Genomic DNA, 13,009 nt, shown 5'->3' on the forward strand with positions numbered 1-13,009 from the left:
CTTTAAACTCTGTGTCAACATGGCATGGATCGGTTTGCCGCTTGCAGGTTGCGCTCGGGCGGCGTTGATCGTGGAACAGGATAAGTGGCGGGATGATCCGCAATCTCAAGGACCTCGCAGACTATCTCGGCCTGTCGCCGGCGACGGTGAGCCGCGCGCTGAACGGCTATCCCGAAGTCAACGCGAAGACGCGGCACCGTGTTCTGGACGCGGCCAAGCGGCTGAACTACCGCCCGAACCTCTCGGCCCAGCGCCTTGCCACGGGCCGCGCCGACGCGATCGGACTCCTGTTCGGCATCGCCGACAATATGCTCGACAATCCGATCGTCACCGATCTCCTGACCGGCATCGCGGAAACGGCGGCCGAGCGAGGCATGGCGATCCATCTCTTTCCGACCAAGAGGGGAGAGGAGCGCGCGGCCTGCGAGCGGATCGTGAGCTCGGGCGCGGTGGATGCGCTGGTGCTTCTGTCGCCCATTCTCGACCGGCCCGACACGGCCGATCTCGCCGAGATCGACTTTCCCGTGGTCTGCCATGGGCGACCGCTGCTCGGCCAGGCCGTCGCCTCGATGAGCGTCGACAATCTCGGCGCGTTCTTCAAGGGCACCGCCCATCTCACCGCACTCGGCCACCGCCGGATTGCGCTCCTCAACGGCGAAGAAATCTATTCCTACGCGGTGGACCGGCGCGAGGGCTATGTCCGCGCCCTGGCCGAAGCCGGACTCGCCCCCGGCCCGGACCTGATGGCACAGGGGCCGCAAACCTTCGCGCAGGGTTTTGCCGCCGCCAGAGCGATGCTGGCCTCGGGCGCGAGGCCGACGGCGTTTCTGTGTTCCTCGGTTCTGATGGCGACGGGCGCGGCCCGCGCCATCGCGGCGGCGGGCCTGCGCGTGCCGGGCGACATTTCGCTGATGGCCCATGACGACGTGATCGACGCCCTGCCGAGCGAGATCGCCGCGCCCGGCCTCACGGTTCTGCGCTCCAGCGTGCGCTTGGCGGGGCGGCGTCTCGCGGATATGGCGATCGAGCGCCGCCAAGGCACGCCCGCCGCCGACCTCGTGGAGGTCTGGGATGTGCCGCTGATCGAAGGTCGATCGACGGGGCCGGCTCCCGTGGACGCGGGAGGAGACATCGGATGAACGGACTGGAAATGAACGGACTGGACCGAGGCATCTGGCTGAACGAGCCGCCCGCCCATGCGCTGGAACACGGCGTTCTCGATCTGACCACCGGCCCCTCGACCGACTTCTGGCGCGAAACGCATTACGGGTTCACGCGCGACAGCGGCCATCATCTCGGCCTCGACACATCCGATGGCTTCACCGCGCAGGTCCGCGTGCGCGCCCGTTTCGAGAGCCTCTATGACCAGGCCGGCCTCATGGTGCGGCTGGATGCCGAGCGCTGGGTGAAGTTCGGCGTCGAAGTGTCCGACGGGCGGGCGATGGCGGGCAGCGTCGTCACCGATGGGCGCTCCGACTGGGCAACCGGCCCGTTCGAGGGGGACGCGTCGGACTTCTGGCTGCGCGTGTCGCTGAAAGCCGGCGTGCTGCGCCTCCAGATCTCGCCCGATGGCAAGCGCTGGCCTCTCCTGCGCCTTTGCCCGTTTCCGCGAGCCGAGCGCTACAGCGTCGGCCCCATGGCCTGCACGCCGGAGCGCGGCGGCCTTCAGGTCCGATTCTCGCATTGGTCGCTCCAGCCGCATCTGGGCAAGGATCTGCACGACCTGTCATAGGCTGGCGGGGCTTGCGGGCCGGCCCGTCCGGCCCTATCGCTCGGACGTGGCGGCCCCCGCCAAGCCGCTTCCTGTCCCCCGCGCCGTTCCATGCCGATCGGCCCCGTGCTTCTCGGATCGTCTTCATGCGAAAGCGCGCCATAGCGCTCGTTCTGGCTCTCGCCGCCTTCTATGGCGGCGTGAAGCTCGCCCATGCTTATCAGCGCTCGACGCTCGGCTGGGTGGCCGATGCCTGCGCCGTGAATGCGGCCCTCACGAGTCTGCCCTTTCCGTGCCTCCAGGTCGGCCATCTACAGGGCGATCTCGGAGGCTACGCCATCCTGCGCGAGCCGATCGACCGGCGGCGCACGATCCTCGTCGCGCTCAGTGCCATCCACGGCATCGAAGACCCCCGCCTTCCGGAGGCTGACGCGCCGAACTTCTTCGAAGCGGCCTGGGCGCAGCGGCATTGGCTGCTCGATCCGCGCGTGGCCGAGCCCGCGCCGACCGGTTTTGCGCTCGGGATCAACTCCCATCGATCCCGCTCGCAGGACCGGCTTCACATCCATATGGGCTGCCTCGCGCCCAAGGCGGCGAAAGCCTTGGCCGAGGCGGCCGGGCGGCTTGGCACGCGGGGCTTCAAGCCGCTCGGCTTCACCATTCACGGGCGCAAGCTGTGGGCCATGCGGGTGGATGCCGGCGCGATCGCGGATTTCAACCCGTTCGCGATCCTGGCGGCGAAGATGCCCGGCGCGCGCACCGCGATGGGCGACCATCTCCTGTTCGTGGTGCCCGAGCGCCTGGCGGACGGACGACGGACCTTCGTGCTTCTGACCAATCCGGTCGGCCGGCGAACGGACACGTTCTTTCCGGTCGAGTTCATGCTGGAGCCGAACTGCCGGGGGCGCTGAGCGCTTCTCTCAGGAATGGGCCGGCTGATGAGGCGCGGGCTGCTTCCAGCGCTCCGCCCAGCCGGCAAACAGAAGATAGATGATGGGCGTCGTGTAGAGCGTCAGCGCCTGGCTGACGAGAAGCCCGCCCGCGATGGCGATGCCGAGCGGGCGGTGCAGGTCCGCGCCGGGGCCGGTGGCGACGATCAGCGGAATGGCGCCCGCGAAGGCGGCGAGCGTCGTCATGGTGATCGGGCGAAAGCGCTGGAGGCACGCTTCGAAAATCGCCTCTTGCGCCGACAGGCCCCGCAGGCGCTCGGCCTCCAGCGCGAAATCCACCAGCATGATGCCGTTTTTCTTCACGATGCCGATCAGGAGGATGATGCCGATAAAGGCGATAAGGGTGAGTTCCGTGCCGGTGATCCAGAGCGCCAGAAGCGCGCCCAGCCCGGCCGAGGGCAGGGTGGAGAGGATCGTCAGCGGATGGACGAGGCTCTCGTAGAGGATGCCGAGCACGACATAGACCGAAAGAAGCGCCACCAGGATCAGGAGCGGCTGGCTCGCGCCGGCGTTCGAGACGGCCGCATCGCCCGCAAACTCGGCATGGAGCGTGTCAGGCAGGTTCATGCCGGCGACGGCCGCGCGCACCGCCGCGTTGGCGGCCTCCAGCGTCGCGCCATCAGCCAGATCGAAGGCGATCGTAACGGCGGGAAACTGTCCTTGATGGTTCACCCCCATCGGCGCTTCCTCGCGCTTGATATGGGCGAAGGCCGAGAGCGGCACGGGCGCGCCGTGAAGGCCCGGCACCTGGATCTTCAGGACATCCTCCGGGTCGGTCGCGAAGTCCGCACCGGCTTCCAGAATGACGCGATACTGGTTCCGGTCGCCATAGATCGTGGTGATCTGGCGCTGCGCGAAGGCGTTATTCAGCGCCGAGTCCACGGCCGTCATGGCGACGCCGAGATTGGCCGCTTGCGCCCGGTCCACCTCGACGCTCGCCTGCAAGCCGTTCGGCTGGCGGTCGCTGCTGACATCGGCGAGAAGAGGCTCCGCGCGCAGGCGCTCTTGAATGCGCGGGGCCCAGGCGGTCAGCTCGGCGAAGTCCGCGTCGAACAACGTGAACTGATATTCCGAATCCGAGCTTCGCGCGCCGATGCGGATATCGCTCGGCGCGTAGACCGAGCTCTCCAGCCCCGGAATGGCACCCAGCGCCTGACGCAGCCGGTTGACGACGACCTCCGTCGGGTCGCGCTCCGCGGCGGGCTTCAACGAAATCTGCATGGAGCCGCGATTGGCCGTGCCGAACGTGCCGCCGCCGACCGAGGCTCCGACATTCTCCACCGCCGGGTCGGCATCCACCCTGGCCACGGCGCGTCGCTCCAGCGCCGCCATGGCGGGAAAGGAAATGTCGCTCGCCCCTTGCGTGCTGGCGACGAGAAAGCCCGTGTCCTCGCGCGGCACGAAACCCTTGGGAACCTGGGCATACAGGAGCACCGTGAGCCCGATGCAACCGAGCGTGCTGATGACCGCCAGAAAGCGATGATGCAGAACGCTTTTGAGCGTTCGCGCATAAAAGCCCGCCATGCGCTCCAGCCCCCGCTCCACCAGACGCGACAGAAGTCCCGGCCGATGGCCCTCGGGCGCGCGGCGCATATGGTGGGCGCAGATCATCGGCGTCAGCGTCAGCGAGACGAGCGTGGAGACGGCGATGGTGAAGGCGAGCGTCAGCGAGAAGGTGACGAGAAAGCGCCCGGTGACGCCGCCCATGAAGAAGAGCGGGATGAAGGCCGCCATCAAGGACAGACTGATCGCGATCACGGTGAAGCCGATCTGCCGCGCACCCTCGCGCGCCGCCTGCATGGGCGAGAGGCCCTGTTCCAGCCGGGCGTGAATATTCTCGATCATGACGATGGCATCGTCCACCACGAAGCCGCTCGCCACCGCCAGCGCCATCAGCGAGAGATTGTCGAGCGCCAGACCCGACAGGAACATGGCCGCGAAGGCCCCGGCAAAGGCGAGCGGCACGGTGACGCCCGCCGCCAGCGTCGGCACGAGCGCGCGCAGAAAGGCGAAGACCACGAGCATGACCAGCGCCACCGTCATGAGCAGCGTGCGCTCCATATCCTCGACGCTGGCATGGATGGTGAGCGTGCGGTCGTGCAGGACGGCGATGTCGATGCCGGCGGGCAGGAGATCGTGCAATTCGGGGATCAGCGCCTTCACCGCGTCCACCGTCTGCACCACATTGGCGTCCGCCGCCTTGGTGAGGTTGAGGATCACGGCGGGCTTGCCGTTGAACCAGGCTTCCGAGCGGCGATTGCGCACGCCGGGCTCGACCGTGGCAATGTCCGACAGGCGCAGGGCGGTGCCGTCGGCGGCGCGCAAGAGGATCGCGCCATAATCCTCGGGCGTCGTCAGCTGCGCGTTGATGGTCAGAGCATAGCCCGAGCCCGGCCCGTCGATCGAGCCGATCGGCCCCAGCGTGTTGGCGTTGACGATGGCGTTGCGCACATCGTTGGCCGACAGGCCCAGAGCTGCGAGGCGCTGGGGATCGACGCGCACGCGCACCGCCGGCTGGTCCGCGCCGCTGACCGAGACATCGCCGACGCCGTCCACCTGCGCGATGCGCTGCACGAGAATGCTGTCGGCGACATCGAACACATCGCTCGCCTTCATCGTGTCGGAGGTGAGCGCGAGGGTCAGGATCGGCGCGGCGGCCGGGTTGGCCTTGCGGATCGAGGGCAGGCCCGGCATGTCGCTCGGCAGGTCCGCGATGGCGGCGTTGATCGCCGCCTGCACGTCCCGCGCCGCGCCGTCGACGCTGCGCGACAGATCGAACTGAAGCGTGATGCCGGTGGCGCCGAGCGCGCTGGTGGAGGTCATCTCCGTGACGCCCGCGATCGCCCCGAGATGGCGTTCCAGCGGGGCCGCGACGCTTTCCGCCATGCTTTCGGGGTCTGCCCCGGGCCTGCTGGCGCTGACGCGGATGGTCGGCAGGTCCACCGCCGGCAGGCTCGCCACGGGCAGGACGTGGTAGGCGACGAGCCCGACCAGGATCAGGCCGAGCGCCAGAAGCGTCGTGCCGATCGGCCGATCGATGAACGGGTCGGACAGTTTCACGCCGGCTCGCCCTCGACCGGCGCGCCGCGCGGGGCGAAGCGGCGCTTCAGCCCGTCCAGCGCGAGATAGATGACGGGGGTCGTGTAGAGTGTCAGAAGCTGGCTGAGGACGAGGCCGCCGATGATGGAAATACCGAGCGGCACGCGCAGCTCCGCGCCCGGCCCTTGCGCCAAAGCCAGCGGCACCGCGCCGAAAAGGGCGGCCAGCGTCGTCATCATGATCGGACGGAAGCGCAAGGTGGCGGCCTTCAGGATCGCCTCGCGGGGCGTGAGCCCTTCGCCGCGTTCGGCCTCCAGCGCGAAGTCGATCATCATGATCGCGTTCTTCTTCACGATGCCCATGAGCAGCACGATGCCGATGAGGGCGATCAGCGACAGGTCCTGCCCCGTCAGCATCAACGCCAGAAGCGCGCCGACGCCGGCAGACGGCAGGGTGGAGAGGATCGTGATTGGATGCACGGCGCTCTCGTAGAGAAGGCCGAGCACGATATAGATGGTGACGATGGCGGCGAGGATCAGCCAGGGCTCGTTGGCGGCCGAGCGCGCGAACTCCTCCGTGTCGCCGCTGGTGCGCCGGCCGATCGTATCGGGCAGGCCGATGGCGCGCTCGGCCTTCACTACCGCCTCCAGAGCCGTGCCGAGCGACGCGCCGGGGGCGAGGTCGAAGCTGATCGTGGCGGAAGGGAACTGCTCGTCCCGGCTGACAACCAGCGGGCCGGCGGCGAAGGCGACATGGGCGATGGCTCCCAGCGGCACCATGGCCCCGCCCGTGCCCGGCAGATAGACCTTTGCCAGTGCGGCGGGGTCGCTCTGATAGCGCGGCGCGGCTTCCAGGATGACGCGGTACTGGTTGGCCTGCCCGTAGATCGTGCTGATCTGGCGCTGGCCGAAGGCGTCGTAGAGCGTGTCGCTGATTTCCTGCATGGTGACGCCGAGCCGCGCGGCGGCCTCGCGGTCCACGTCGATGGCAAGCCGCCCGCCGCCCAGCTCCGTGTCGGAGGCGACATCGATCAGCGCCGGATCGTCGGCCAGGCGGCGCGAGAGCTTTTCGGCCCAGCCCGCCACCTCGCCGGCATCGGCACCCGTCAGCGTATATTGATACGCGCCCCGGCTGGCGCGCGTCGAAATCGCGATGTCGCGCTGGCTCTGGAACGTCGCGCCGATTCCGGGCAGGTCCGACAGGCTTTGGCGCAGGCGTGCGATCACGGCCTCTGCGCCGTCCCTCCGCTCGTCGCGGGGCTTGAGCACAAGGGAATAAACGGCCCGGTTCATCGTGAGATTGGCCGCGCTGGTGCCGATCGAGGCGGTGACGCTTTCCACCGCCGGATCGGCCCGCAGCCGCGCGCCGACATCGGCCTCGATCCCCCGCATGGCCTCGAAGGAGGTGGTGGGCTCGGCCTCCACGACGGCGCTCACAAGGCCCGTGTCCTGATCGGGCAGGAAGCCCTTGGGGATCGTGACATAGAGGACGACGGTGAGTGCCAGCGTTGCAGCGGTCAGAAGGAGCATGAGCGCGGGATGGCGGACGGCGATCGTCACCGAGCGTCGATAGGCTTCGTTCAGCCCATCCATGGCGCGGTCGAGAAACCCGGTGAGGCCGCTGGACGTATGTTGGGGCGCCCGCAGAATGCGCGCGCACATCATGGGCGTCAGCGTCAGCGAGACGAGGGCCGAGACCACGACGGCGATGGTGAGCGTCAGCGCGAATTCGCGGAACATGCGCCCGACCAGCCCGCTCATGAAGAGAAGCGGAATGAAGACGGCGATCAAGGAGGCGGTGAGCGAGACGATGGTGAAGCCGATCTCGCCCGCGCCTTTGAGCGCCGCCGCCATTGGCTTCTCGCCCTCTTCGATATGCCGGGCGATGTTCTCGATCATGACGATGGCGTCGTCCACCACGAAGCCCGTGCCGATGGTGAGCGCCATCAGCGACAGATTGTCGAGGCTGAAGCCGCAGGCCCACATGACGGCAAAGCTCGCGATCAGCGACAAGGGCAGCGCGACGCCCGCGATCAGCGTGGCCGAGACCGTGCGCAGGAACAGAAACACGACGAGCACGACCAGCGCGACGCTGAGCGCCAGCGTCCATTGCACATCCCGGATCGAGGCTCGGATCGTATCCGTGCGGTCGCTCACAACATCCAGCGAGGCCCCGGCGGGGAGCGAGGCGCGAAGGCGCGGCAGCGTGTGCTCGATCTCGGCGACGGTTTCGATGACGTTCGCGCCGGGCTGGCGCATGATGTCCACCACCACGGCCGGGCGGCCCTGGTAGAAGGCCCCGACGCGGCTGTTCTCCAACCCTTCCACCACGTCGGCCACATCGCTGAGATGCACCGGCGCGCCGTTGCGCGTGGCAATGGTGATGGCGCGATAGGTCGCGGCGTCGTGAATCTGATCGTTGGCCGAGAGTGAAAAGGACTGGCTGGCCCCGTCCACCACGCCCTTCGCGCCTGAAACATTGGCGTTGGAAATCGCCGTGCGCAGGTCTTCCAGCGCCAGCCCATAGGAAGCGAGGCGCGAAAGGTCCGCCTGCACCCGGATCGCCGGCTTCACCCCGCCCTGAATCCGCACGTCGCCGACACCCGACACTTCGGCAAGGCGCTGGCCCATCACCGTGTCGGCGAAGTCGCTGAGATCGCGCAAGGGGTAGGTGTCGGAATGGAGCGCCAGCGTCATGATCGGCGTCGCCGCCGGGTTCACCTTCGCATAGGTCGGCGGGTAGGGCAGCGTGCGCGGCAAGCCGCCGGCCGCCGTGTTGATCGCGGCCTGCACATCCTGCGCCGCGCCGTCGATGTCGCGGCCGAGCTGAAACTGAAGCGTGATCTGGCTGATGCCGAAGGCGCTGGAGGAGGTCATGGCGGCCAGCGCAGGAATCTGCCCGAGCGGGCGCTCCAGCGGCGCGGTGACGAGCGCGGCCATCGTGTCGGGGTCCGCGCCCGGCAGCTGCGTCGTCACGCGGATCGTCGGAAACTCCACCTGCGGCAGGGGCGCGACGGGCAGCGAGGCGAAGCCGAGACAGCCCGCGATCAGGACGGCGATGGCCAGAAGCGTCGTGGCGATCGGCCGCTGGATGAAGGGCGTGGACAGGCTCATGGCGCGGGCGCGGCCTGGGAGCCGGGGGCGGACTCCTTCAGGTCGGCGGAGCGGGTCGGGCTCGCGCCGGACGTCGTGGCCGGTGCTCGTCCCTGCGATGCAGGGTCTGCGTCCGGCGCTTCGACGGCAGACACAATGCTTGGATCGCTCTGGGTCGAAGTGGTTTGTTCCCGGCCCTCAGCGGCCGCGCGCCGGTTTTCGGCGGGCTGGTTCTCCACCGTCCCCGGTCCTGCGGGGGTGGTATCGGCCGGCTTTGCCTCCTCGCCGCCATCCGTTGCCGGCGCGCTCCGTTCGGAGGTCTGGGGCGCGGCAGGTTCGGCTCCGCCGGAATGAGCCGGCGCAGCTGCCGGCTTCGCGCCATGCTTGCCCTTGTGGTGCTTGCCGCCCTTCGAACCACCCTCGGTCATTGGCACGGCGAGCTTGGCGGGGTCGGCCTCTTCGGGCGAGGACACTTTCACGCTCGCCCCGTCTTGAAGGCGCGAGAAGCCGGAGGTGACGACGCTTTCGCCCTCCTCCACTCCCCCCGTGACGACAGCGCGCTTGTCGTCCTGAAACCCGATCGTGAGGGGGCGCAGATGAACCTTTGCGCCGTCCGACACGACATAGGCATAGGCCCCCGCCGGCCCGTGCTGCACGGCGGCGCTCGGCACGGTCAGAACGTTTCGCTGGGTTTCCACCAGCAGCCTCGTATCCACGAAGGCTCCTGGCCAGAGCGCCAGCGTGTTGTTGGGAAACTCGGCCTTGAGGCGCACCGTGCCGGTGGTCGGGTCCACCTGATTGTCCACCACGGTGAGTTCGCCCTCGGCCACCACTTGGCCTTCGCCCGACAGGGCCTCGACGCCGAGCGGCGCGGCGGCGCGCGCGATGTTGACGCGGGCCAGGTCCTGCTGCGGCACGGAGAAGACGACGGCGATCGGCTGGATCTGCGACAGCGTGACGATGCCGCTCGCATCCCCGCTGGAAACGAGATTGCCGACATCGACGCCGCGAAGCCCGGTGCGCCCGTCGATCGGCGCGCTGATCACGGTGTAGGAGAGTTGCGCTTCCGCCGCCTCGACGGCGGCCGCGTCGGCGGCGACCTGCGCGCGGTTCTGCTCCACCAGCGCGCGCTGGTTGCCCAGGAGCTGCTCGGTCATCGCGCCCGAATGCACCAGCCTCTCGTCGCGCTGCAATTCCAGCTCGGCATTGACCAGAACGGCCTGATCCTGTGCCTTCTTGGCGAGCGCCTGATCGCGCTGGGCCTTGTAGAGCGCGTCGTCCAACCGGGCGATCGGGTCGCCCTTCTTCAGGTCCTGACCCTCGCGGAAGTCGATCTCGGTGAGCTTGCCGGAGACCTGCGCGCGCACGGTCACGGAGTTCAGCGGCTTGGCCGTTCCGACGCCGGTGACATAGACCGGCACGTCGGCCCGCGTGACGGGCGCGGCGACCACCGGCACGGAGCGGTCGCGCAAGACCTCTGCGTTCGGACCTTGCCCATGGCCGCCAAACTGCGCCGGCAGGAGCGCCATGGCCTGCGGCAGCCAGAACGCGCGCTCCGCATAGGCCCCCACGCCGGCCGCGATCAGACCTGCGACAACAACGAACTTTCCGCCTGCGCCCATGGCAGCACCGCCCCAACCCCACGCGCAGACTCGCGATGCCTCCTCCTAAACAGAGGAAGGTGACGGGACATCCGGCGGGAGCCGCGCCCTCGCATTAAATCTTGGATAGGAAGGGACGGGCTTCGGGGGGAAGCCCACTTACTCGACCAGCCCGAGAATGGGGCCGTATCCGCCATGCCCCGAAACGTCGTTTCGCCCGAGGGCGGGCGCATAGAGACCCGAGCCGCGACCGCCGTCGAGAAACAAGGCGTTGGGGCAGGCGAGGTGGTCGCGGAACAGGCGCGCGAATTCGTCGAAATTGACGTCCGTCTCGCTGATCGCGAAGCGAACCTCACCCTTCTCGCAGACGCCGACCCCGCTGCGCCGCGTCCGCGAATCCGAGTTCGGGATGAAGGCCGGGTGCAACCGGCCCTCGATCACCAGCATCGGCCCGGATTGGGTGGCGAAGCGCGCCTCCGGCCGTGTCTTCAGAAACTCCGCTGTCGGCAGAATACCCGCGCCGGCCTTGCTGAGATAAAAGACACCGTTGGGCTGCTTGTAGAAATTCGGGACTTCGCCCGGCGGGCGATCCATCGTGACCGTGTCGGCGGGATGCAGTTCCGCGCCGTCCTCCATATGGAGGCCGACCGGCGCATAGTCGGTGTCGTACATGCCGGCATTGATGGCGAAGGCGAGCTTTTGGCCCTTCGCTTCCAGCGCGCGCGCCAGAGCGTCGAAGCGACCATAGGGCGCCCCCGACGCGTCCCGCCAGAACAGGCGCAGGTCTGATGTCGCGGGATCGATGGTGCAGACGATGGCGTCCCGCCCCTCGAAACTCTCCCGCTGGCAGGGTTCGGCTCTTGCGGCATGGCCGAGGAACAGAAGCGCCGCGAAAGCCAGCCCGACAGCCTGAACCCTTGCCCGGATCGTTCTCATGGGTCTGCCTTTCCGCATCGTCGGCCGCGCGATGCGGCCGTCGATGCAGCGCTAGCGAAATCCCGCCTGCCGGGCAAATGGGCGCTGGCCGTGTGGCCCGTCAGACGACCTTGCCGCGCGCGGCGACCGGCCAGCTTTCGATCCGGCCATCCTCCAGTTTGACATGAACCGCATCCACCATGTTGGTGACGACGCAGACATGGTTGGGGACGATCCGCAGGCGATCGCCGACCGCGAGCCCGATCGGCCCGTCCGAGACCACGCGGCCATGCTCTTCCGACAATTGGTCGATCGCCAGATCGGGCCGGCCGAGCACCGCGCCGTGCCCGGTCAGGCCGAGAAGATCGGATGTCAGAACCTTGGAGCCCGCATCGATGATCGCCCGGTTGGAGGTCGGCACCGACACCACGGTCGCGAGCACCGTCAGCGCGCAATCGTCCAGGGTCGCGACGCCGCGCGCCACCAGCGAACGGTCGTTGTAGACATAGGTGCCCGGCCGGTACTCGGTGAGGACGCCATCGGTGCGCGCCTGCCAGATGTCGGGCGAGCCGCCGGAGGTGACGCGCGCCACCGTCATGCCTTCGGCTTCGATCAGCGCTTTCGCGGCGCGCAGGAACTCGGCCGCTTCGCCCGCCTTGCCGGCGGCGGGGTAGGTCATCAACCCCTCGAAAACGAGGCCCGGAGAGGCGGCGATCCGCCGGGCCAGATCGCGCGCGGCTTCCGGCGAGGCGACGCCGCAGCGCTGACCGCCCGTGTCGCATTCCACCAGCACATCAAGCGGCTCGGCCGCATCCGCGAAGCCGGCCGAGAGACCCGACACCACCGACTCGCTGTCGGCCACCACGGCGACGCGCACGCGCCCAGCCAGTGCGCGCAGGCGGGCGACCTTGGCCGCGCCGACGATGTTGTAGGTGATCAGCACATCGCGAATGGACGGATCGCCCGCGACCATCGCCTCCGCCTCGCTCACCTTCTGGCAGGTGATGCCGACCGCGCCCTGCTCGATCTGAAGGCGGGCGAGCTGCGGCAGCTTGTGCGTCTTGATGTGCGGGCGCGCCGCGAGGCCGGCTGCATCGGCATGGGCCTGGAAGCGGGCGACATTGGCCCGCGCAATCGCGAGATCCACGACGACGGCAGGCGTTTCGAGGGCGTCGAGCGGCGACACGGTCATGTGAAAGTCTCCCGGGGAAAGCCGATTGACAAGTCGTGCCCCATGTCACCCTATGGGTCAATCCGAAATTTCAGACTGATGTCCGATATAATGGACAAATAAGGGAACAGAACTGATGAGCCTCACTCGCTATGGCGGCGGCGGCAAGGGCGCGGGCGGACAGCCGCTGCCTTTCGCGCGGGCGGTGGAAGCCGATGGCTGGCTTTACGTCTCGGGGCAGGTCGCCATGGAGAACGGCGAGATCGTGCCGGGCGGCATCGTCGAGCAGACCCACAAGACCATGGCGAACGTCATCGCCATCCTGTCCGAGGCCGGATACGGGCTGGAGGATGTCGTGCGGGTCGGCGTCTGGCTGGACGACCCCCGCGACTTCTGGAGCTTCAACGGCGTCTACGCCCAGTATTTCAAGGACCACCCGCCGGCCCGCGCCTGCGTTCAGTCCTCCATGATGGTGGATTGCAAGGTCGAGATCGACTGCATCGCCTACAAGAAGAAGTAGGACGAAGCCG

9 protein-coding genes are annotated in these 13,009 nt (G+C 68.2%); 4 read left to right on the forward strand and 5 right to left on the reverse strand.

Features of this window, described 5'->3' with window-relative positions; genetic code table 11:
• Positions 1-92: 92 nt before the first annotated feature.
• The 3 genes from NS365_RS02530 (at position 93) to NS365_RS02540 (ending at position 2,622) form a co-directional block, all read left to right on the forward strand.
• Entirely contained in the window at positions 93-1,139 is a 1,047-nt protein-coding gene (locus tag NS365_RS02530) for a LacI family DNA-binding transcriptional regulator (protein ID WP_058598707.1), read from the forward strand.
• The gene (locus tag NS365_RS02535) at positions 1,136-1,732 is read left to right on the forward strand and encodes a DUF1349 domain-containing protein (protein WP_244498334.1); all 597 of its coding nucleotides are present in this window, start codon (positions 1,136-1,138) and stop codon (positions 1,730-1,732) included. The genes NS365_RS02530 and NS365_RS02535 overlap by 4 nt, the downstream gene beginning before the upstream one ends.
• A 125-nt stretch (positions 1,733-1,857) precedes the next feature.
• The gene (locus NS365_RS02540) at positions 1,858-2,622 is read left to right on the forward strand and encodes a CDP-diacylglycerol diphosphatase (protein ID WP_058598708.1); all 765 of its coding nucleotides are present in this window, start codon (positions 1,858-1,860) and stop codon (positions 2,620-2,622) included.
• A 9-nt stretch (positions 2,623-2,631) separates the two neighbouring features.
• Here NS365_RS02540 and NS365_RS02545 read toward each other — a convergent pair whose 3' ends face one another.
• The 5 genes from NS365_RS02545 to NS365_RS02565 form a co-directional block, all read right to left on the reverse strand.
• Complete coding sequence (locus NS365_RS02545; RefSeq protein ID WP_058598709.1) at positions 2,632-5,721, reverse strand: efflux RND transporter permease subunit; 3,090 nt, start codon at positions 5,719-5,721, stop codon at positions 2,632-2,634.
• The gene (locus tag NS365_RS02550; protein ID WP_058598710.1) at positions 5,718-8,813 is read right to left on the reverse strand and encodes an efflux RND transporter permease subunit; all 3,096 of its coding nucleotides are present in this window, start codon (positions 8,811-8,813) and stop codon (positions 5,718-5,720) included. The genes NS365_RS02545 and NS365_RS02550 overlap by 4 nt, the downstream gene beginning before the upstream one ends.
• Positions 8,810-10,414, reverse strand: a complete 1,605-nt coding sequence (locus NS365_RS02555) for an efflux RND transporter periplasmic adaptor subunit (RefSeq protein WP_082684369.1) — start codon at positions 10,412-10,414, stop codon at positions 8,810-8,812. The genes NS365_RS02550 and NS365_RS02555 overlap by 4 nt, the downstream gene beginning before the upstream one ends.
• Before the next feature lie 138 nt (positions 10,415-10,552).
• Entirely contained in the window at positions 10,553-11,329 is a 777-nt protein-coding gene (locus tag NS365_RS02560) for a phosphodiester glycosidase family protein (RefSeq protein ID WP_058598711.1), read from the reverse strand.
• Positions 11,330-11,429: 100 nt separating this feature from the next.
• Positions 11,430-12,500 carry an alanine racemase gene (locus tag NS365_RS02565; RefSeq protein ID WP_058598712.1) on the reverse strand — a complete coding sequence of 357 codons (1,071 nt, stop codon included), beginning with the start codon at positions 12,498-12,500 and terminating at the stop codon, positions 11,430-11,432.
• A 115-nt stretch (positions 12,501-12,615) separates the two neighbouring features.
• Here NS365_RS02565 and NS365_RS02570 point away from each other — a divergent pair, with 115 nt between their 5' ends.
• Entirely contained in the window at positions 12,616-12,999 is a 384-nt protein-coding gene (locus NS365_RS02570; RefSeq protein ID WP_058598713.1) for a RidA family protein, read from the forward strand.
• Positions 13,000-13,009 lie beyond the last annotated feature (10 nt).

Source organism: Aureimonas ureilytica, assembly GCF_001475935.1.
GTDB classification, from domain to species: Bacteria; Pseudomonadota; Alphaproteobacteria; order Rhizobiales; family Rhizobiaceae; genus Aureimonas; species Aureimonas ureilytica_A.

Bases quoted from the DNA above. Each gene is read 5' to 3' on its own strand.
- NS365_RS02530 (WP_058598707.1), top strand. From the start codon at position 93: ATGATCCGCAATCTCAAGGACCTCGCAGACTATCTCGGCCTGTCGCCG.
- NS365_RS02535 (WP_244498334.1), top strand. From the start codon at position 1,136: ATGAACGGACTGGAAATGAACGGACTGGACCGAGGCATCTGGCTGAAC.
- NS365_RS02540 (WP_058598708.1), top strand. From the start codon at position 1,858: ATGCGAAAGCGCGCCATAGCGCTCGTTCTGGCTCTCGCCGCCTTCTAT.
- NS365_RS02550 (WP_058598710.1), bottom strand. From the start codon at position 8,813: ATGAGCCTGTCCACGCCCTTCATCCAGCGGCCGATCGCCACGACGCTT.
- NS365_RS02555 (WP_082684369.1), bottom strand. From the start codon at position 10,414: ATGGGCGCAGGCGGAAAGTTCGTTGTTGTCGCAGGTCTGATCGCGGCC.
- NS365_RS02560 (WP_058598711.1), bottom strand. From the start codon at position 11,329: ATGAGAACGATCCGGGCAAGGGTTCAGGCTGTCGGGCTGGCTTTCGCG.
- NS365_RS02565 (WP_058598712.1), bottom strand. From the start codon at position 12,500: ATGACCGTGTCGCCGCTCGACGCCCTCGAAACGCCTGCCGTCGTCGTG.
- NS365_RS02570 (WP_058598713.1), top strand. From the start codon at position 12,616: ATGAGCCTCACTCGCTATGGCGGCGGCGGCAAGGGCGCGGGCGGACAG.